Annotated in this window: 19 protein-coding genes and 1 other RNA gene; 2 read left to right on the top strand and 18 right to left on the bottom strand. The window is 29.6% G+C overall.

Translation table 11 applies throughout. The features are described 5' to 3' along the window. Nucleotides 1–647: 647 nt before the first annotated feature. Nucleotides 648–1,559 carry a selenium metabolism-associated LysR family transcriptional regulator gene (locus tag BUB33_RS13090; RefSeq protein WP_072977173.1) on the top strand — a complete coding sequence of 304 codons (912 nt, stop codon included), beginning with the start codon at nucleotides 648–650 and terminating at the stop codon, nucleotides 1,557–1,559. Between the two features lie 12 nt (nucleotides 1,560–1,571). Here BUB33_RS13090 and BUB33_RS13085 read toward each other — a convergent pair whose 3' ends face one another. From BUB33_RS13085 to BUB33_RS13030, 12 genes are all read right to left on the bottom strand, one after another. Then, the gene (locus BUB33_RS13085; protein ID WP_072977181.1) at nucleotides 1,572–2,231 is read right to left on the bottom strand and encodes a response regulator; all 660 of its coding nucleotides are present in this window, start codon (nucleotides 2,229–2,231) and stop codon (nucleotides 1,572–1,574) included. Nucleotides 2,232–2,235: 4 nt separating this feature from the next. Further along, nucleotides 2,236–3,396 carry a sensor histidine kinase gene (locus BUB33_RS13080; RefSeq protein ID WP_072977170.1) on the bottom strand — a complete coding sequence of 387 codons (1,161 nt, stop codon included), beginning with the start codon at nucleotides 3,394–3,396 and terminating at the stop codon, nucleotides 2,236–2,238. 6 nt (nucleotides 3,397–3,402) lie between these two features. Beyond that, complete coding sequence (locus BUB33_RS13075; RefSeq protein WP_072977167.1) at nucleotides 3,403–3,861, bottom strand: chemotaxis protein CheW; 459 nt, start codon at nucleotides 3,859–3,861, stop codon at nucleotides 3,403–3,405. A 180-nt stretch (nucleotides 3,862–4,041) separates the two neighbouring features. Beyond that, nucleotides 4,042–5,316: an imidazolonepropionase gene (hutI, locus tag BUB33_RS13070; protein WP_072977165.1), complete on the bottom strand. Its 1,275-nt coding sequence runs from the start codon at nucleotides 5,314–5,316 to the stop codon at nucleotides 4,042–4,044. Nucleotides 5,317–5,325: 9 nt separating this feature from the next. Next, nucleotides 5,326–6,222 (bottom strand): glutamate formimidoyltransferase, encoded by an 897-nt coding sequence (gene ftcD / locus BUB33_RS13065; protein WP_072977162.1) that lies wholly within the window; start codon nucleotides 6,220–6,222, stop codon nucleotides 5,326–5,328. 16 nt (nucleotides 6,223–6,238) lie between these two features. Then, nucleotides 6,239–8,266 carry a urocanate hydratase gene (locus tag BUB33_RS13060; protein ID WP_072977159.1) on the bottom strand — a complete coding sequence of 676 codons (2,028 nt, stop codon included), beginning with the start codon at nucleotides 8,264–8,266 and terminating at the stop codon, nucleotides 6,239–6,241. 12 nt (nucleotides 8,267–8,278) lie between these two features. Next, a complete protein-coding gene (gene hutH, locus BUB33_RS13055; RefSeq protein ID WP_072977157.1) occupies nucleotides 8,279–9,808 on the bottom strand; it encodes a histidine ammonia-lyase in 1,530 nt (509 codons plus the stop codon). Nucleotides 9,809–10,278: 470 nt separating this feature from the next. Further along, nucleotides 10,279–10,725 carry a MarR family winged helix-turn-helix transcriptional regulator gene (locus BUB33_RS13050; RefSeq protein ID WP_072977155.1) on the bottom strand — a complete coding sequence of 149 codons (447 nt, stop codon included), beginning with the start codon at nucleotides 10,723–10,725 and terminating at the stop codon, nucleotides 10,279–10,281. 63 nt (nucleotides 10,726–10,788) lie between these two features. Continuing rightward, nucleotides 10,789–11,673, bottom strand: a complete 885-nt coding sequence (locus BUB33_RS13045) for a diacylglycerol/lipid kinase family protein (RefSeq protein ID WP_072977153.1) — start codon at nucleotides 11,671–11,673, stop codon at nucleotides 10,789–10,791. A gap of 170 nt (nucleotides 11,674–11,843) precedes the next feature. Further along, a complete protein-coding gene (locus tag BUB33_RS13040; RefSeq protein ID WP_072977150.1) occupies nucleotides 11,844–12,317 on the bottom strand; it encodes a hypothetical protein in 474 nt (157 codons plus the stop codon). Between the two features lie 11 nt (nucleotides 12,318–12,328). Then, nucleotides 12,329–12,733: a YtxH domain-containing protein gene (locus BUB33_RS13035; RefSeq protein ID WP_072977146.1), complete on the bottom strand. Its 405-nt coding sequence runs from the start codon at nucleotides 12,731–12,733 to the stop codon at nucleotides 12,329–12,331. A 105-nt stretch (nucleotides 12,734–12,838) separates the two neighbouring features. After that, nucleotides 12,839–13,024, bottom strand: a complete 186-nt coding sequence (locus BUB33_RS13030) for a ferritin family protein (protein ID WP_072977144.1) — start codon at nucleotides 13,022–13,024, stop codon at nucleotides 12,839–12,841. Between the two features lie 166 nt (nucleotides 13,025–13,190). Between BUB33_RS13030 and BUB33_RS13025 the strand changes: the two genes are divergently transcribed. Next, the gene (locus tag BUB33_RS13025) at nucleotides 13,191–13,991 is read left to right on the top strand and encodes a histidinol-phosphatase HisJ family protein (RefSeq protein ID WP_072977141.1); all 801 of its coding nucleotides are present in this window, start codon (nucleotides 13,191–13,193) and stop codon (nucleotides 13,989–13,991) included. Between the two features lie 30 nt (nucleotides 13,992–14,021). Here BUB33_RS13025 and ssrS read toward each other — a convergent pair. The 6 genes from ssrS to bioA all read right to left on the bottom strand — a co-directional run bounded on the left by ssrS (nucleotide 14,022) and on the right by bioA (nucleotide 19,295). Then, nucleotides 14,022–14,197, bottom strand: a non-coding RNA gene (gene ssrS / locus BUB33_RS13020) — 6S RNA. A gap of 70 nt (nucleotides 14,198–14,267) precedes the next feature. Continuing rightward, entirely contained in the window at nucleotides 14,268–16,007 is a 1,740-nt protein-coding gene (locus tag BUB33_RS13015) for an ATP-dependent metallopeptidase FtsH/Yme1/Tma family protein (RefSeq protein WP_072977138.1), read from the bottom strand. A 143-nt stretch (nucleotides 16,008–16,150) separates the two neighbouring features. Continuing rightward, nucleotides 16,151–16,582: a CBS domain-containing protein gene (locus BUB33_RS13010; RefSeq protein ID WP_072977135.1), complete on the bottom strand. Its 432-nt coding sequence runs from the start codon at nucleotides 16,580–16,582 to the stop codon at nucleotides 16,151–16,153. A 133-nt stretch (nucleotides 16,583–16,715) separates the two neighbouring features. Beyond that, nucleotides 16,716–16,850 carry a hypothetical protein gene (locus BUB33_RS16790; RefSeq protein ID WP_268807684.1) on the bottom strand — a complete coding sequence of 45 codons (135 nt, stop codon included), beginning with the start codon at nucleotides 16,848–16,850 and terminating at the stop codon, nucleotides 16,716–16,718. Between the two features lie 436 nt (nucleotides 16,851–17,286). Then, nucleotides 17,287–17,610: a hypothetical protein gene (locus BUB33_RS13005; RefSeq protein WP_072977133.1), complete on the bottom strand. Its 324-nt coding sequence runs from the start codon at nucleotides 17,608–17,610 to the stop codon at nucleotides 17,287–17,289. 341 nt (nucleotides 17,611–17,951) lie between these two features. After that, entirely contained in the window at nucleotides 17,952–19,295 is a 1,344-nt protein-coding gene (bioA, locus tag BUB33_RS13000; protein WP_072977130.1) for an adenosylmethionine--8-amino-7-oxononanoate transaminase, read from the bottom strand. Nucleotide 19,296 lies beyond the last annotated feature (1 nt).

The raw sequence follows: 19,296 nt of genomic DNA, 5'->3' as shown, positions 1-19,296 counted from the left end.
CAGCGTTCGTCCTGAGCCAGGATCAAACTCTCATTAAAAAGTCTGATTAGCTCAAATTATTTGCTGACTTAATTCATGTGTTCGTCGCTTTGTTAGCCAAATCATAGATTTGGACTTCGCGACATCTGACCTACCTTCAATTCGCTACGCTCATTGGGTTAGGTCATTACTTTTTATAATTCAAAGTTTCTCACACTGTTTAGTTTTCTAGGTTCATCGTCACCCTTTGAGGCGACTTACTTAGTATAGCAAACTTTTCCTTTGCTGTCAACTGTTATTTTTAAACTTTTTTAAATCATTTTGCAGATTTATGAAGTTTAATGTCACAGCCGACTCTTACTATCATACTCTCTTTTTCAAGAGTTGTCAACTGTTTTTTTGAACTTTTTTTAAGTCTTTAATTTCCATTAAATAACTTTAAAAGTTTGAACACTGACAATTTATAACTATACACGTTTTTTATATTTTTGTCAATAATTATTTTCTTTATTAATTTAATATATATATTAATTTAATTAATAGCCAAAGTTTCCTTCATAGATATTTTATATTGTAATTTCTTTTATATCTTTGTTAGAATAGTTGTAGATTTATATGTATTATTTGTTACAATAGAGTTGGAGTAATAATTCAAATGAGGTGATGGAATGGATTTTAGACAATTAGAAACATTTGTTGAAGTAGCAAAATTAAAGAGTTTTTCAAAAGCAGCTGAGAAACTTTTTATTACTCAACCTACTGTGACTAATCATATTCAAAACTTAGAAAAAGAACTTGGTACCCTATTAATAAATAGATTCGGAAAGAAAATCACACTGACAGATGCAGGTAATCTATTATATAAATATGCTATAAATATATTAAATTCTTGTGAAATGGCAAAGTTTGATTTAGCTTCCTATCAAGGTAAGATACAGGGACACTTACATATCTATTCAAGTTCTGTTCCTAGAAAGTATTTACTTCCTACTATAATTAAAAATTTCTTGAATAATTATCCTGATGTATCCTTTACTGTAGGAGATAAAGACTCTAAAAAAGTTATAAGAGGAATTTTAGATGGTGAAACAGACTTTGGTATTCTAGGTGCTAAGTTTCCTTCAAATAATCTTAGGTATATTGATTTAATGGAGGATAGATTAGTCTTAGTCACCCCAAATTCTCCTGACTTTCCTGGTGATAATTTCTCTTTTATTAGTAAAGATATATTATTTAGAGAAAAAATCATATTTAGAGAAGAGGGTTCCGGCACTAGATCCTTAGTTGAGAACATATTGGAAAGAGCTAAACTTCCAATAAACAAACTAAATATAGCTGCTTATGTTGAAGATACAGAAGCAATTAAAGAATTAGTTTGCCTTGGTATAGGTATTAGTTTTTTATCAGAAAAAGCTGTAAAAGATGACTTGGCTCTTAAAAAATATAAGGTTTTCTATGTTGAAGGTTTAGATTTTATTAGAAAGTTTTATTTTGCCTTCCATAAAAACAGACAGTTATCCCCTCTTAGCGAAGCTTTTAAAAACTATATATTAGAATTTGTAAAAGACCAGAAGAAATGATTCGTCTGGTCTTTATAGTTTTTTTATATTGTTTTTATATGCAAAGATTGCTGCTTGTACTCTATCATTTAAATCAAGTTTCTTAAAAATATTTGACACATGATTCTTTACAGTTTTTTCACTTATATATAGACTATCAGCAATATCTTTATTGTTTAAACCTTCAGCTATTAAAATAAGTATTTCATACTCTCTCTTTGTAAGCGAATTAATTTTATCAATACTAGTATTAAAATATTCATCATAATTGGTTGACTTATTTACTAATTCTGCAACACTTGATTGGATATAGTTTTCACCCTTTGCAACGCTGCGAATTCCCATAATCAAACTATCTGCACTTGAATCCTTCAACATATATCCATTTGCACCTAATTTTAATGTCTTTAAAATATATTCCTTATCCTCATGTATGGTTAAAATAATAATTTTTGATTTTATGCCCATATCTTTAAATTTCTTTAAAGCTTCTATCCCATTTAACTTAGGCATATTTATATCTAGTAATATTATATCTGGATTTAATTCCATGGCCATAACAAAAGCCTCTTCACCGTTACTAGCTTGTCCTATAACAGTTATATCTTTTTCTAATTCTAATATTTGTTTTATTCCTTCTCTTATTAATGCATGATCATCTGCAATTACAACACTGATAATTTTTTCCTTCATCAATCTAGTCCTCCCCATTTAAAGGTATGAATAAACTTATTTTAGTCCCTAAATTTAAAGAAGATATTATGTGGAGGCTTCCATTTAGCAATTCTACCCTCTCTTTTATATTCATCAACCCAAACCCACTTGACATTAAATTAGATCCTTCTTTATAATTTTCAATATTAAATCCTACCCCGTCATCTTTAATAGATAAATTAACTTTAGATAGAGATTTTTCAATTATAATAACAGCGGACTTTGCTTTTGCATGTTTTCTAATATTGCTTAAAGATTCCTGAATAATTCTAAAAATAGCTATCTGTATAACTGATTCCAAGTCATTAAATTTTCCAGATGTCTTGAGAACTACTTTTATTGCAGTATCTTCTTCAAATATAGATATATATCTTTCTAATGTGGGAATAAGTCCAAGATCATCTAAAGACATAGGTCTTAAATCATATATTATCTTTCTAACATCCTTTAAAGTCCATCTGATTACTTCTTTTAAACTATGGATTTCATTTTTAGCTCTATATTTATCTATATCTAATAATTTTTCACATAACTCAGCCTTTACTATCACATTTGCTAAGGATTGGGCTGGTCCATCATGAATATCTCTGGCTAATCTACTTCTTTCCTCTTCTTGTGCCTCTATAATTTTAATATTCATATAATGCTTTTTACTTAATTCATCTACAGTTACTGCAATATTTCCCGCATTCCCCATTAGATATTCAACTGCTACAGTAATTTGTTTGTTAATATTTTCTGCTTTTTTATATACTTCATAAGAATTTTTTAATCTAATCTCTATTTCTTTTCTTCTCTCTATTAGATTTTTTTCTTCTTCTCTTTTCAATAAAAGTTCAATTCTAATTCCATTAGCCAAATCATAAGCATCTTTAATATCACTTTCATTAAAAAACTCAAAATTTTTGCTCTTATGAGATAAGTTTACACGGCTTTTCTTATCAAGCCCTTCTAATCTTTCCACTTGTGTAAATACTTCTTTAATCTTAGTTTGAAGGGATTTAAGTTCATCTTCCAATCTCTTGCATTCTAATCTTGAATGATTTACTATTTCAAATATTTCATCCTTAGTCCCATTTATAGAGTCAATAGTAGCTTCTAATATTTCATTCAATCTTTTAATGCTCATTTGCTTTGATTCCATAATACACTAAACCTCTAATTTTTGTATTTCTTCTATCTCATCCGCTGATAAAATCTTTTTAAGATCTATTAAAATTAAAAGTCTTTTCTCATCTAGCTTTCCAACACCTGTTATATATTTTTTATCCACTCCACTGATAAATGAAGGTGCAGGGTCTATTTGCTCATTATTAACTCTAAGGGTTTGAGATGCTTCGTCCACTATAAATCCAATTTCTTTTTCATCTAAATTAATAACTATAATTCTAGTGTCTTTTGTCACCTCAAATTCTCCCAATGATAATCTTTTCTTTAAATTAATAATAGGTATGACATTCCCCCTATAATTTATAACTCCTTCAATAAATGATGGTGTATTAGGTAAAGAAATAGCTTCTTCATAAGAACTAATCTCCTTTACATTCATTATATCAATACCAAATTCACCTTTACCCAATTTAAAAACCACATATTGATTTTCAGCCACTGATTATACCTCCTTTTGTTTTAATTTAATCTACCTAAATCATAGTTCCACTATTATCTATCATATACTTTTTTATCCAAATAGTCTATATTTTTCATAGTATTTAAATAATGATTTTAGAATTCAAATTAAATAAAAAGACTTTTAGGTTATAATTATAACCTAAAAGTCTAAATTAATTTAATTAATAATCTTGTTATCCCTATATACAATTTTACCTTTTTTTACCACTGTGTCTACATGATTTACTCCAAAATGATACAAAATATATTCCAAATTTGGTGCATCAAAGATTACTATATCCCCTTGTTTCCCTATTTCAAGACTACCAATTTCACTTTCTAGTCCCAATGCTGCAGCTCCATTAATAGTTACAGCCGTAATTACTTCCTCAGGAGTTAATTTCATAATTAGTGATGCAAAGCTCATTATAAGCTGTAAGTTTTCAGTTGGACAGCTGCCAGGATTATAATCTGTAGATAAAGCTACTGGCACTCCTATGTCTATCATTTTTCTAGCCATAGCAAACTTTCCAGTTTGTAAATTAAAACTAGTGCCAGGAAGTAAATTTGCTATAACAGTATTCTTTGCCATTTCCTCAATCCCAGTATCACTGGCTGCTATTAAATGATCTGCTGTAATACATCCTATTTCCGCAGCTAATTCAGCTCCACCCAACGGCTCAATTTCATCTGCATGAAGCTTAGGCTCCATACCATATTCCCTAGCAGCAAGCAATATTTGTCTAGATTGTTCTATGGTAAATACTCCTTTTTCGCAAAACACATCACAAAATTCTGCTAGTTTTCTTTCTGCTACTTTAGGAATCATATCCTTAATAATAATGTCTACAAATTCATCTGGATTATCCTTATAATCCTTAGGTATAGCGTGGGCTGCCATAAAAGTGGAAACAATATCAACAGGATGATCTGTATTTAATTTATTAGCAACTTCCAATTGCTTTAACTCAGTATCAAAATCATCTATTCCATATCCACTCTTCGCTTCAATTGTTGTTACTCCAAATCCAAGCATAGTATCTAAACTTTTCTTGGCTTTATTATATAATTGTTCAAATGTTGATTCTCTGGTTGATTTAACTGTAGAATGAATACCTCCACCTGCTGCCAATATATCTAAATAAGGTACTCCTTTTAATTTCATAGCTAATTCATTTTCTCGGGAGCCTCCATGGACTAAATGAGTATGGGAGTCAACCAAGCCTGGAGTTACTGTTTTACCATTACCATCTAAAAACATTGTATTTTCATCTATGATAATATCTGATGGTAATTCCCCTTCACCTACATAAACAATCTTTTCCCCATCTAAAGCTATAACACCATTTTTTATTATACCTATATCCTTTAAGGAGTTCTTAACTCTAGGTTTATTCTCTCCTTTCAAGGTTATTAAATTATCTATATTTTTAATTACTAATGTAGCTTTCATTATATCACCTTATTCCATCATTCTTTTTTCTAAGATTTGGTTATGGTCAAAATTCTCTACTCTTAAATAGTAATCTGCTACATCAATCATAGCTGCCATAGGTAGCAATCCTATTATTTCACTGCCTATAACATTTACTCCATATCTTCTAGCTTCCCTCTCTATTGTATCAAATACTCTAAACAGTGGGGTTTTAGTATAGTCTACCATGTTCATTGTAACTTGAACGATGCCTCTTTCCTTAATTTCTATACCTAATGCCTTGCAATATTTGAATCCACCACCACTTGCTCTTATGGATTTTGCAATATTTTTAGCCACATTAATATCATTTGTTCCCAAATTTACATTGAAGGCTACTAAAGGCATTCTAGCTCCTACTGCTGTAACTCCTGATTTCTCATTTAACTCAGTTGGTCCAAAATCTGGAACCCAATCTACATCTTTTAATTTATCTGCCATCCCTTCGTATTGTCCACGTCTTACATCAGCTAAATTTTCGCGACTTGCTCTTTGTGCAGATTTTTCATATAAATATACTGAAATATTAAGTTCTTCTCCTATTCTCTTACCTAATGTCTTTGACAGTTCAATACATTCTTCCATTGTAACATCTGATATTGGAATAAGCGGTATAACATCTGTTGCTCCCATTCTAGGATGTTCTCCTGTGTGGTTTCTCATATCTATTAACTCTGACGCTACTTTACAGGCATTAAAAGCTGCTTCTATTACTTTCTCTGGTTCACCAATAAAAGTAACTACTGTACGATTATGATCCTTGTCCATAGAATAATCTAGAAGCTTTACATCTTCAAGTATTCTAATCTCTTCAACTATTTTTTCGATAATACCTTTATCTCTTCCCTCACTGAAGTTAGGTACACATTGAATAATTCTAGCCATTTTCATCCTCCTATAATTATTTTTTTAATTTATCTTCCACTAATTGCTTAACTAATTTATCATCGGCCACATATGGAATTGTAATATGGTCTGTATCTTTAAATTTATTATTATATTCAATACAAGTGGATATTGAGTTTTCATTTCTAGCCCAAGCTCTTCTTGCAACTCCACCCATTACATCCCATGGCATTGAAGTCTTTAATATATTATCTACTCTTTCAGAACCATCTAATACCATTCCAAAGCCACCGTTAATTGATTTTCCTATTCCTACTCCTCCCCCATTATGAAGTGCAATAAGGCTCATTCCCCTAGCAGCGTTACCTGCAAAACATTGTGTAGCCATATCTGCCATAATATTACTTCCATCCTTAATATTAGCAGTTTCTCTAAATGGTGAATCCGTACCACCTGTATCATGATGATCCCTACCCAACATTATAGGCCCTACTTCTTTATTTCTTACCATTTCATTAAACCTTAATGCTATTTCAGTTCTACCTAATGCATCTTGATATAAAATTCTAGCCTGAGTACCTACAACAAGTCCATTAGCTTCAGCATCTCTTATCCATATATAATTATCCCTATCTTGACCGCGTCTTGTAGGGTCTATACATTCCATGGCTGCCTTATCAGTTTTAATTAAATCTTCATGTTTTCCACTTAAGCAAACCCATCTGAATGGTCCATAACCATAATCAAATAACATAGGTCCCATAATATCTTCTACATAAGATGGAAATATAAATCCTTCTGATTCATCTATTCCATTTTTAGAAATTTCCTTTGCTCCCGCATCATAAACAGCCTTCATAAAACTATTTCCATAATCAAAGAAATAAGTTCCTCTTTCTACTAATTTCTTAATTAGTTCAAAATGATGTATTAAAGATTTATTTACTAATTTAATAAATTCATGTTTATCTTTTTCCAGCATTTCTGTTCTTTCTTCAAAACTTAATCCTTGAGGACAATAACCTCCATCATAAGGTGCATGGCATGAAGTCTGGTCTGATAATAATTCAATTTTAATATTATTATTTACTGCATATTCTAGTAAATCTACAATATTGCCATGATAAGCAATTGCTACTGCTTCTTTTTTATCCATTGATTTTTGAGCATATTCAAATAATTCTTCTAAGTCATCAAAAGATTTATCTATCCACCCTTGATCTAGCCTAGTTTTTATTCTTGAATAGTCTACTTCTGCTATAATCCCTACACCATTTGCTATTTTAGTTGCTTTACCTTGTGCACCACTCATGCCACCTAATCCAGAACTCACAAATAGATGTCCTCTTAAATCACCATCTTCTTTTATTCCTAGTTTCATTCTTCCAGCATTTAATATAGTATTATATGTTCCATGAACAATTCCTTGAGGCCCTATATACATCCACCCTCCTGCTGTCATTTGTCCATAGTTAGCAACTCCCATAGCTTGTGCTTTAATCCAATGTTCCTGATCATCAAAAGCCCCTATCATAAGTGCATTTGTAATAATTACTCTAGGACTTGTAAGAGATGATTTAAACAATCCAACTGGATGTCCTGATGCCACTACAAGTGTTTGCTCATTAGTTAATTCCTCTAAATATTTCTTAATTAATCTATATTGCATCCAGTTTTGACAGACTTGACCTGTTTCTCCATAGGTAACTAATTCATATGGATATAATGCCACATCAAAGTCAAGGTTATTATCAATCATTACTTGAAAAGCTTTTCCTTCTATACATTTACTTTTATATTCATCTATTGGTTTCCCTTTAATACTACCTTCTGGTCGATATCTATATCCATAAACTCTTCCATGGGTAAATAACTCATCTAAAAACTCTGGTGCCAATTTTTCATGTAGTTCTTCTGGTATATATCTTAGAGCATTTTTAAGAGCAATTTCTATTTCTCTTTTAGTTAAGTTTAGTTCTCGCTTTGGAGCTCTTCTGATTCCTTCCTCAAATTTAGGTGCTGGTGGCAGCTCATTCCCCAACTTGATAGTCATAGCTTCAGAAATTTGTAAATTTTTAATCATAAAATCTCCTCCTTATAGTAATACTCCTAATTCTTCTTCAACTTTATTTACTATTTTCTCAGATTTAATTATGTCCTCACATTTATTAATATCTAGATACATTACTCTGTCATCTTCAATAAATTCGATATTATCTCTTATTATATTATAAGCTATATTGCTTCCTTTTCCCAATCCTTTATTACCTCTTAAATCAATTGCTTGACAGGCTGCCAAAATTTCCATAGCAATAACCTTTCTCACATTCCCCATTATTTCCCTAGCTTTCCTTGCAGCAATGGTTCCCATAGATACGTGGTCTTCTTGATTAGCAGATGATGGTATGGAATCCACACTAGCTGGATGTGCTAACACTTTATTTTCTGATACTAAGGAGGCTGCTGAATACTGAACTATCATAAAACCTGAATTAAGTCCTCCTTTATTAACTAAAAATGCAGGTAATCCATTACTTAATGAAGGATTCACTAGCCTTTCAAGTCTTCTTTCAGATAAATTAGCTAATTCAGATAATCCTATGCCTAAAAAGTCAAAGCTTAGAGCCATTGGCTGCCCGTGAAAATTCCCACCTGAAATAACTTCTTCCTCTTCAACAAAAATTAAAGGGTTATCTGTTGCTGAATTCATTTCAATTTCAATTTTTTCTTTTACATATTTAAAACAATCTTTACTTCCTCCGTGTATTTGAGGTATGCATCTTAATGAGTAAGCATCTTGTACTCTAATGTCTCCTTGTCGAGTAGTCATTGAGCTCTCCTCTAGTAAAGCTAATAGGTTTTTGCCTGTATTGATTTGACCTTCATGTGCTCTTACTTTATGAACTCTAGAGTCAAAAGCGTCTGTAATTCCATTTAATGCTTCAATAGTTAATGAAGCTGCAATATCAGCTGTCTTGCTAAGCATTATAGAATCATATATAGTTAACGCACCTATAGAGGTCATTACTTGGGTTCCATTGATTAAGGCTAATCCTTCTTTAGAAGTTAACTCAATGGTTGATATATTGGCCTTTTCCATTGCTTCTTTACCAGACATTCTTTTACCTTGATATATGGCTTCTCCCTCTCCTATCATAACCAATACCATATGAGCTAATGGTGCTAAGTCACCACTTGCACCTAGAGAACCCTTTTCTGGAATAATAGGATGAACTCCTTTATTTAACATTTCAACTAAGGTATTTAATGTAGATAGTCTTATGCCTGAAAAACCTTTAGCTAATGCATTTGCTCTAAGTAACATAATCCCTCTAACTATATCTTCACCTAAAGGATTACCCACTCCACAAGCATGACTTATTATAAGGTTTCTTTGCAATACCTTAGTTTCCTCACCAGTAATTACTACATCACTAAATTTTCCAAATCCTGTAGTTATACCATAAACAACCTTATTTTCATTTACAAACTTATCCACTAACCTACGGGCTTCTTCTACCCTAGTTACTGCTTCCTCACATAATTCTACCTCTACACCTAATCTAGTTACTCTTATAAACTCTTCTAAAGTTAAGCTATTGCCGTCAATAAATACTTTTTCCATAATACAACCCTCCATTCAATTTCATTAATATATTTCACTACCTAATTAAAGTGTATTTAAAAAACCACAGAAATATCTGTGGTTTTTAAATTTAATGTATTTTCTTAAAATAAATAGTTTTTTAGACATAATCTCCCCTACTTTTAAATGATGGAAAATTTTCTAAAGCTTTTATTAATTATAACATATTATATTATAAAATAGTAAATATTTTTATTTATATTATAGGTGCAAATATATTTTTCAAATTCTTAGCTAAATTAAAGCTATTAAAATCAAACTCTTTCTTCTTTAAAGAAGCAGGTTTTAAGCATTTTATTTAAATATGTATAACTTTTATAAACTCTTATATTTAGTTGTTGATATATATTTTACATATATGTAAAGGCTTATTCAAACTCATAATCTTTTATGTATCATCAAAATCAAATGTAAAATAATTGTAAATCATCATAAGATAGTTTCTAAACTTATATTTCATCTTTCATAGCCTCATAAAGAGACTTCAAACCTAGATTCAATTTATCCTTATCTTCATCACTAAAATCACTTAATTTGCCAGTTAAAAAATCAATACGTTTCTTAAGTACCTTTTCTAAGATATCATAGCCCTTAGGAAGCACTTCTACTCTTACAACCCTTTTATCCTTTTCATCCTTTTTTCTAATTACTAAATCTGACTTTTCCATCCTATCTATAAGATCTGTTATGGTACTACATGCTAGAGCCATTTTTTGACTCAATTCTCCAATAGTCATGTCTCCATAATTTATTAAAATCTGTAAAGCTGAAAATTGTGGCACAGTAATATTAAAATCAGATAATATCTCTCTACCTTTTCTCCTTATAATATAATCTACTTTTCTTAAATGTTTTTCTATATTAGCTACATTTTCACAATTTAAATTTTCATCCATTAAAATTCTCCTTTTTATATTATATAAATAGTAATATACTATACTATACTATACTATACTATACTATACCATAATCCTAAATCCCTTCGGTACAATCTCAAAACTAGCGGGAAGTTTACCTCCATATTCACCATCTATATCAATAGGTACATCTTTTTTAGTAGATAATTTTACATGTTTTGATTTAAAATATAAAACATTTTGATGATTAATATGATCACCACTAAATATATTGATAAATATATTAGCTAAATCTTGTACACCTGATTTTTTTATGATTACTATATCCAACAATCCATCTTCAACATCTGCTTTTGGTGCTAACTTTTTAAAACCTCCAATTGATGAACTATTAGATATTATAAATAACAATACCTCCTCTTTTAAAGAACATTCTTCACTTTCTATATTTAATTCTATAGGTTCAAAATTTTGAAGAGTTATTTCTTTTAGCCCCTCTATATAATAAGCCATTCTTCCTAATACCATTTTGGTCTCTGGTAAAACTTGATAGCCTACATTTGATAAAATTCCACCTGCTGCCACATTTACAAAATACTCATCATTAACTTTGCCTAAATCCACATCTATAAAATTTCCTTTTTTTATCATATTATAAAAATCCATAATATTTTTAGGGATTTTCATATAGTTAGCAAAATCATTTACAGTTCCTGAAGATAAAATAGCTACTGGAATCTTTGTCTCACCTTTTACCATACCTTTTGCTACTTCATTAACTGTTCCATCACCACCACTAACTATTATAATATCCCAATCTTCTTTACACGTTTTTATAGTTTCATTCATTGCATCATTTTTTTGTCTTGTAATAAATTTATTTACTAAATATCCGTCATCTAATAAAAGTTTACACAAGCGATCTACTCTTCTTTCTGTAGATTGTCTTCCAGAAGACGGATTATAAATTACCTTTACCTTTTTCATAAATATCAACCTCTCATTAAATATATTAATTATATTATTATAAAATCTTAATTTTGAGCTGATTAATTATACACTATTATATCAATAATTCAATAATTTTAAAACTATTTTAATCCTAAATCTAATGCCTAAGACCTATAATAAAAGTAAGAACCCTAGTATCCGGGTTCTTACTTTTTCTTGATGGCATTTCTAATGGCTTCTATTATCTCAACAATTAACCTAATATAATTATCTATATTCTTTATATTATATTGAAATGCAAATGCCGTTTCAGATATACTCTCAGAAATAACATCAAAGGTTTCAGATACCTTATGGGTTGTACTATCAACGGAATCAGTAATAGATCCTACTTTTCCTGATATATCATTTATATTACTGACCAAATCATTTATTTCTGGTGTCAAATCTTTTAATGCTATATCTGTACTTTTAGTAATTGAAGAAATATTTTCACTTATTATTGGTAATTGTTTAAGCGTACCATCTATATTTTTTTTATTATCTTCTACAATAAGGTTTACTTGAGTTATTATCTTGTTTATATTTCTTAAAACTAAAATTAAATATGATAATCCACCAATCCCAAGTAAAAAAAGGAGTAGTTTAAATAAATCTTGAACTGTAAGTGTAGCTGTCATCACTACACCTCCTAATAAGATTCTTTTTCATTTTTATCTGTATCTTCGCACTCCTTCTTATCCTCTAACTCATCTTTTAACTCTTCAACTTCTATTTCAATTTCATCAACTATTTCATCTTTCTTTTCTTTTATGCCATTATATACATTCTTTATTTCAGCCTTAACCTTTTCCTGAAAATCCTTTGTTGCTTCAATTTGATCATTTACGGTATTTTTAATGTTTTCAGCTACATCTTTTGATTTTTTTGATATATCTTCTCTAGTTTCCTTTCCTGATTTTGGAGCAAGTAATATTCCTGCTGCTGCTCCTATGGCAGTACCAATAGCTGTACCTACTGCAACATTCTTTGCTACTTCCTTCTTTTTTTCTTTTTCAATTCTTTTCCTTTTTTCTTCAATAAATTTATTTATCATATTAAATTCCCCCTTATATTTTGTGATTCTAATATTAAATTTTTACCCCAAAACCTATTTTATAATCAATATATCTTAAACATATGTCACAATTTTTAATTGAACTTAGAACTTGTCTTTTAATATTTTTTGTAATTCTGAAGCTTGATATCCACATTCTTCTGCAAATTTCTTAAAAATATCTGCTATTTCACTATCATTTACTTTTTTTGAATGCACTTCATAATCTCTTACCATCTCCTGAGAATCTAATATCATCTTTTTTACAATTTCTTTTGTAGTTAATTCCAATAAAATCCCTCCTAATTAAATTAATAATATTTTATATAATTAATTGTCCCTCAGTCTTGTAAAATTTATTCTTTCTAGCATTTAATATTTTATTTATACTCCTTTACTAATTAGTAAATTTCTAGTAGAATATCTTAAACAATAACTTTTTAGGAGTGTTAAATAAATGTATGATTTTCATATTCATAGTGAATATTCCATTGATTCAAAAACATCTATGGAAGATATGGTATTAGCTGCAATTAATAAAAACATGAAATCCATATGTTTTACTGATCATGTTGATTTTGACTCTACATCACAAAGGATTGATTTCGTTTTTAGAACTTCTGATTATTTTAAAAATATTAGACAAGTAAAATATAAATATATAAAGGATATTGAAATATTAGCAGGAGTAGAAATTGGAATTCAACCTCATTTAATTGAAAGGTATAATAATTTTATAAGTGATAATGATTTTGATTTTGTATTAATGTCAATTCATGCAGTAAATAAGTTAGATATACATGCTGATAACTTTACTAAAGGAATTAAGCCAATAGATGCTTTAGAACAATATTATAAAGATATGTATTATTGTGTAAAAAATTTTAGCAATTTTGATATCTTGAGTCATCTTGATTATATAGACAGATATTTTGAAAGCTATTCTTCTATTCCTAGATATGATGATTATTATAATCTTGTAGAATGTATTTTGAAACTTCTTATTGAAAATGGTAAAGGTATTGAAATAAATACTGCTGGAATGAGATATGGATTAGGCTATTTTCATCCTAAAATTCAAATATTAAAGCTTTACAAAGAATTAGGAGGAGAGATAATAACTGTAGGTTCCGATTCTCATACTCCCGATAACATAGGATATAAATATAGAGCTGTAGAAAAAATGCTAAAAGAATTAGGATTTAAATATATCCATATATTTAAAGAAAGAAAAAAATACCCTATAAATATTATATAAAAAAACCCTCTTAAAGCTAGCTTTAAGAGGGTTTTTCCCGCAATGCCGTCAACTCAGCTAATTCATGCCCGCCTTATTAAAAGGGGGTTTCCTGTTAGCATTTTCTAACTTCCTCTCGAAAAGGCTTGTTATACAATGCTAAACGCAGACTCCCATGTCTGTTATGTCGGTTGAATTATCAGAGACAACGTACACCGCAGAAAGTTTTTCTATATTTATTATACATCTCTTTATATATTTTTTCAAGTAAACTGATGATTTTATTATTTCTTGTATCTAGCACAATATGCTGTTAAGCTCTTCTTCGTATAGTACTTCTTTTTCTATAAGCTTTTCTGCTACAATATTTAAGTCATTTATATGACTTTTTAATAAATTAATTGTTTCTAAATAGAGTTCATTTAATATTTCCTTAGCCCTATTTAATAAACTGCTATCATCAGTATTTCTATTAGATAAAACATTGTAATTTAACAAGCCTACTGTATCATCCATGCCAAATATACCAATCATAGATAAAGCCATGTCTGTAGCTTTTTCCAAATCTGAAGAAGCACCAGTAGTTATTTCCTCCTTACCATATATTATCTCTTCTGCTGCCCTTCCGCCAAGAGCAATCATTATATTTGATAATATGTCTTTTTTCGTTTGATACATTTTATCTGGAGGAATATTTAAACTAAATCCTCCCATTCCTTTTGTGCTAGGTATTATACTTACCTTTGTTACCCTATTGTTTTTTGCTATTAATTTTGTCACTAAAGCATGTCCCGCTTCATGATAAGCAGTTATTTCTTTATCTCTATAATCTATTGAAGACCTATCCTTCTTCTCATCTCCTACCAATACTGAGTAATATGCCTTATTTACATGCTCCATGGAAATCTCTTTTGATTTCTCTTTTACTGCAATAATAGCAGATTCATTCATCAAGTTTTCAAGTTTTGCACCGCTGAAATAAATAGTTTCCAATGCAATCTTTTTTAAATCCACGTTTTTGGAAATAGGCTTATTTTTACTGTGCAGTTTAAGTATTTCATATCTTCCATTTACATCTGGGAGAGAAACTTCCACTTGTCTATCAAATCTTCCAGGTCTCAATAATGCCTCATCTAATATATCTATTCTATTTGTAGCAGCTACTACAATAATTCCCTCATTATCCTTAAACCCAGACATTTCAGTTAGAAGTGCATTTAATGTTCTATCTCCTTCTTCGCTACCTGATGGATTATTTCCAGATTTTCTCTTTTTCCCCAAAGAATCAATCTCATCAATAAATATAACTGATTTTCCTGCATCTTTTGCTTTTTTAAATAATTCTCTTATACGACTAGCTCCAAGTCCTGCATATACTTGTACAAAATCCGAACCTGATACAGCATAAAATGGAACATCTGCTTCTCCAGCCATTGCCTTTGCTAAAAGTGTCTTACCTGTTCCTGGAGCACCATATAAAAGTACCCCTCTAGGCAGTCTTGCACCAAATTTATTATATATTTCTGGATTTTTTATAAAATCCACCATATCCATTAAAGATTCTTTAGCCTCCTCATTACCTGCTACATCATCAAAAGTAATTTTTTTAGAAGAAGTTTCTGTATCTAAATTTGACATATTAGACATTTCTTTTTCCGCCTGCTTAGATACATTTCTATTTAAGTAAAATACCATAAACCCCATAGCAGAAACCAATAAAAACATAGGCAATGCTTGGTTTATATTTCCATTTTTTTCTACTACCTTTACATCATATAACAATAATTCTTCTTTAAATTTCTCCGTCCTTGGATTATCAGTAATTACAGTATCACCATTTTTAAGTTTAATTTTTATCTTCCCATTATTTGATAGTTCTACTTCTTCTACTAAATTCTTTTGTACATGAATTAAAAATAAAGTATAGGGGATTTCCTCTACTTTGTTTTTATTCTTCATGTAAACCAATCCAGTAAATAATATAACAATGGAAATAGCTATAGATAAAATAATCTTCATCTTTTTATTTATACCCATAAGATCTCTCCTTTAGTTTACATAATATCTATTAGATTATAACATTATCTTGTCCATATGTCTATTTCCTAGATTTGTAAATAAAGTAATGTAAAGTCACAGATTAAAAATAGACTTCAGATATATATATCTGAAGTCTATTTTTAATCTGTGCAATCTAATTTTTGTTTATCTTTGAATAATAAGTCTGCACAATAATTGATAATGTCACTTCTCTTTATAATTCCTATAAATATGCCCTGATCATCTACTACTGGAACAAAGTTCTGATTTTTTGCAAGTAAGATTAAATCTTCCATATTTGCACTTATTGATACTGTATTACTTTGAGTATGTCTATGGACATACTTTATTGGTATATTCTCTGTACCTTCAATTGTAAGATTACTGGTATTCTTAATTTTCCAAAGCAAATCTCCTTCTGTAATGGCACCAACATATTTACCCCTTTTGTCTATTAGTGGTATGGCAGTATATCTATGATGCTCCATTTTCTCTAGAGCTTGTCTCATTGTTGCATCTATAGTTTCATATACAATTTCACTTTTAGGTGTTAGAAAAAATGCTATATTCATATTCGTCCCTCTCATATAAGATATTTGTTTTAAATCAAAATAATTATTCAAACTATTGTAACTCCCACTATTTATTTTATAGTTTCTATATGTAATAGTCAATCCTAAAAGCAAAATCTACTGCTCATTTTTATTATGATAAATCACCGAACCATGCAGATTGTAACAATGCAATACCTTCTCGTACCTGTTTTTCACTAAGCACACTGTATCCTGCAAATATAATATTTTGTGGGCAATTACTTCTATCATTCCCGAATGGAAGCATAGTTCTTCATAACAAACCATACCTCTTGATCTGTAAAGGTACTTTTTTATTTCTTGTCGCAACAATAATTCACCCTGCTTATCTAGATACTGATTCACTAATTCTTTTTGGGATAATAAAAGAATCTGAGAGATATATTTTCTCCACAATTTGAAAGAAAACTATTCGGGATGAAGAGTACCATACTGAAAAAGGTTTATTCAACAAAGATTGAGAATTTATGCCATATTCATTTTTTAACTCTTCATTGTACTATTACATTATACATAAAGAAACTTTTGCTAAATAAGTAACCTTATTAGGCAAAAGTCTCTATAACATTATATATTTCAAATACCTAGGATAAAACAATATTAGAAAATCAACTGAAAATAGCATCTTCTATTTTTGTCCTACTTTCTTTTATTACCTAGTCAACAACCCTTTTATCATTTGATTATTCTGTAGAAATTTTAATCATATCTAAATAATAAGGATCTAATCCGGTAATACCTAGTTTTTCTAACTCTTCTTCAGTAATTTTAAATTTCTTGCCTTCTTTCACCCTTTCACTTGCAGCAATTGTTATTTTATTAATTATTTCATCAATTTCCAAGTCTGTCATATTGGGAAAGATTTTACTTTTATATCCTAAGTTATATCCTATCCCAATAAAAGGAACTTTATCTTGTTTGTTTTTACGAATATAAAAAATTACACAGATTAAAATTAACATAAAAAAGATTAGGAAGTTTTTTCTATTTATTAATTTTTTATTCATTAATAAAACACCCTTTATATTTATTATTTTACTAGAGATTAATATATAATCTAAAATAACTTCTTATCTTTAATTGCTGATAATGCGGTACCTCATTATATTAATTATACTAAATATCCAAAATTTAATCAACAAACACATTCCGGCATCTATCATTATTTAAAATTATATCAAAAGAAAGATTATTTATATAACAGAAAACCTAAAAAAAATTGACTTACTGAGGATTTACGAAAATTCCAATATTAATTTGTTAATATTATATGTATAAATCCTAAATTAAACAAACATTCAATTATTACTTACTTTATTCTCACTTATTTTAATTAATGTTTTAAAATTCATTGCCCAATAACGCTATAAATGGCTTGTGTACAAATCTCCACTGCCTTATGAATTTCTGCTTCGTTTATAATAAGCGGAGGATTAAAATATAGTACATCTCCAAGTGGTCTTAGTACAAGTCCTTTTTCCAAAGCCTTTTTATAAATCTGATACCCTATTCGAAGTTTAGAATCAAAGCCTAATTTTTCTTTTTTATTTCTCACCAACTCAATTGCATTGATTAAACCTATATTTCTTATTTCACCAACATTTTTATGGTCAATTAATTCTTCATTTAATTTTTTGGTCAGATATTGTGCTGGTTTTTCAGCTTTATCCAAAACAGCATCTTCACGAAATATATTTAAAACTGCAAGTGCCGCAGAACATCCTAAAGGATTTCCACTATAAGTGTGAGAATGCATAAATGCTTTCCCTTCATTATAATCGTCATAAAATGCATTATAAATTTCATCAGTGGTAATAGTAATTGCCATTGGCATATATCCACCTGTAAGTCCCTTTGAAATACACATAATGTCTGGACTTACATCTACATAATCAAATGCAAACATCTTTCCTGTCCTTCCAAAACCTGTGGCAATTTCATCAGCAATAAGTAAAACATTATATTTATCACATAAATCTCTAAGCTTTTTCAAATACATTGCAGGATAAATTCTCATACCTGCACTGCCCTGTAAAAGAGGTTCAACTATTATTGCACAAGTTTCATCGGCATATTTTTCAAATGTTTTTTCTGCATGTTCAAAACATTCCACATTACAGCAATCTCTATTTTTTCCATATGAGCATCTATAACAATCAGGTGCTTCAATATGAATGGTATCCATCAACATTGGCTTATAAAGCTTCCCATATAAATCCATACTGCCAACAGATAATGCTCCTATGGTTTCACCATGATACCCCTCTGTAAAACACATAAACCTCGTCTTTTTAGTGTTACCTACTTGATATTGATATTGAAAACTCATTTTTAACGCACATTCAACTGATGCAGAACCATTATCAGAAAAGTTGAACTTGGTTAATCCTTGAGGAACTATTTTACTTAATTCCTCACAAAGTGTAATAGCAGGTTCATGAGAAAAATTAGCAAAGATAACATGTTCTAATTTATCAAGCTGTACTTTTATTGCTTCATTAATTTTAGGATTACAATGTCCTAAAAGATTACACCACCAAGAACTAACGATATCAATATACTCTTTGCCATTTTTATCGTAAAGATACACCCCCTTTGCATGATCTATTATTATAGGAGGTAATTCCTCATAATCTTTCATTTGAGAGCAAGGATGCCATATATATTTTAAATCTTTTTCTACCAAATTCATT

It is taken from the genome of Tissierella praeacuta DSM 18095 (genome assembly GCF_900128955.1).
GTDB lineage: Bacteria > Bacillota > Clostridia > Tissierellales > Tissierellaceae > Tissierella > Tissierella praeacuta.
Note: the sequence above shows the minus strand (reverse complement) of the source record. Positions and strands in the feature narration are given on the sequence as shown.

Bases quoted from the DNA above. Each gene is read 5' to 3' on its own strand.
- BUB33_RS13090 (WP_072977173.1), top strand. From the start codon at position 648: ATGGATTTTAGACAATTAGAAACATTTGTTGAAGTAGCAAAATTAAAG.
- BUB33_RS13085 (WP_072977181.1), bottom strand. From the start codon at position 2,231: ATGAAGGAAAAAATTATCAGTGTTGTAATTGCAGATGATCATGCATTA.
- BUB33_RS13080 (WP_072977170.1), bottom strand. From the start codon at position 3,396: ATGGAATCAAAGCAAATGAGCATTAAAAGATTGAATGAAATATTAGAA.
- hutI (WP_072977165.1), bottom strand. From the start codon at position 5,316: ATGAAAGCTACATTAGTAATTAAAAATATAGATAATTTAATAACCTTG.
- ftcD (WP_072977162.1), bottom strand. From the start codon at position 6,222: ATGGCTAGAATTATTCAATGTGTACCTAACTTCAGTGAGGGAAGAGAT.
- BUB33_RS13060 (WP_072977159.1), bottom strand. From the start codon at position 8,266: ATGATTAAAAATTTACAAATTTCTGAAGCTATGACTATCAAGTTGGGG.
- hutH (WP_072977157.1), bottom strand. From the start codon at position 9,808: ATGGAAAAAGTATTTATTGACGGCAATAGCTTAACTTTAGAAGAGTTT.
- BUB33_RS13050 (WP_072977155.1), bottom strand. From the start codon at position 10,725: ATGGATGAAAATTTAAATTGTGAAAATGTAGCTAATATAGAAAAACAT.
- BUB33_RS13045 (WP_072977153.1), bottom strand. From the start codon at position 11,673: ATGAAAAAGGTAAAGGTAATTTATAATCCGTCTTCTGGAAGACAATCT.
- BUB33_RS13040 (WP_072977150.1), bottom strand. From the start codon at position 12,317: ATGACAGCTACACTTACAGTTCAAGATTTATTTAAACTACTCCTTTTT.
- BUB33_RS13035 (WP_072977146.1), bottom strand. From the start codon at position 12,733: ATGATAAATAAATTTATTGAAGAAAAAAGGAAAAGAATTGAAAAAGAA.
- BUB33_RS13025 (WP_072977141.1), top strand. From the start codon at position 13,191: ATGTATGATTTTCATATTCATAGTGAATATTCCATTGATTCAAAAACA.
- BUB33_RS13015 (WP_072977138.1), bottom strand. From the start codon at position 16,007: ATGGGTATAAATAAAAAGATGAAGATTATTTTATCTATAGCTATTTCC.
- BUB33_RS13010 (WP_072977135.1), bottom strand. From the start codon at position 16,582: ATGAATATAGCATTTTTTCTAACACCTAAAAGTGAAATTGTATATGAA.
- BUB33_RS16790 (WP_268807684.1), bottom strand. From the start codon at position 16,850: ATGCTTCCATTCGGGAATGATAGAAGTAATTGCCCACAAAATATTATA.
- BUB33_RS13005 (WP_072977133.1), bottom strand. From the start codon at position 17,610: ATGAATAAAAAATTAATAAATAGAAAAAACTTCCTAATCTTTTTTATG.
- bioA (WP_072977130.1), bottom strand. From the start codon at position 19,295: ATGAATTTGGTAGAAAAAGATTTAAAATATATATGGCATCCTTGCTCT.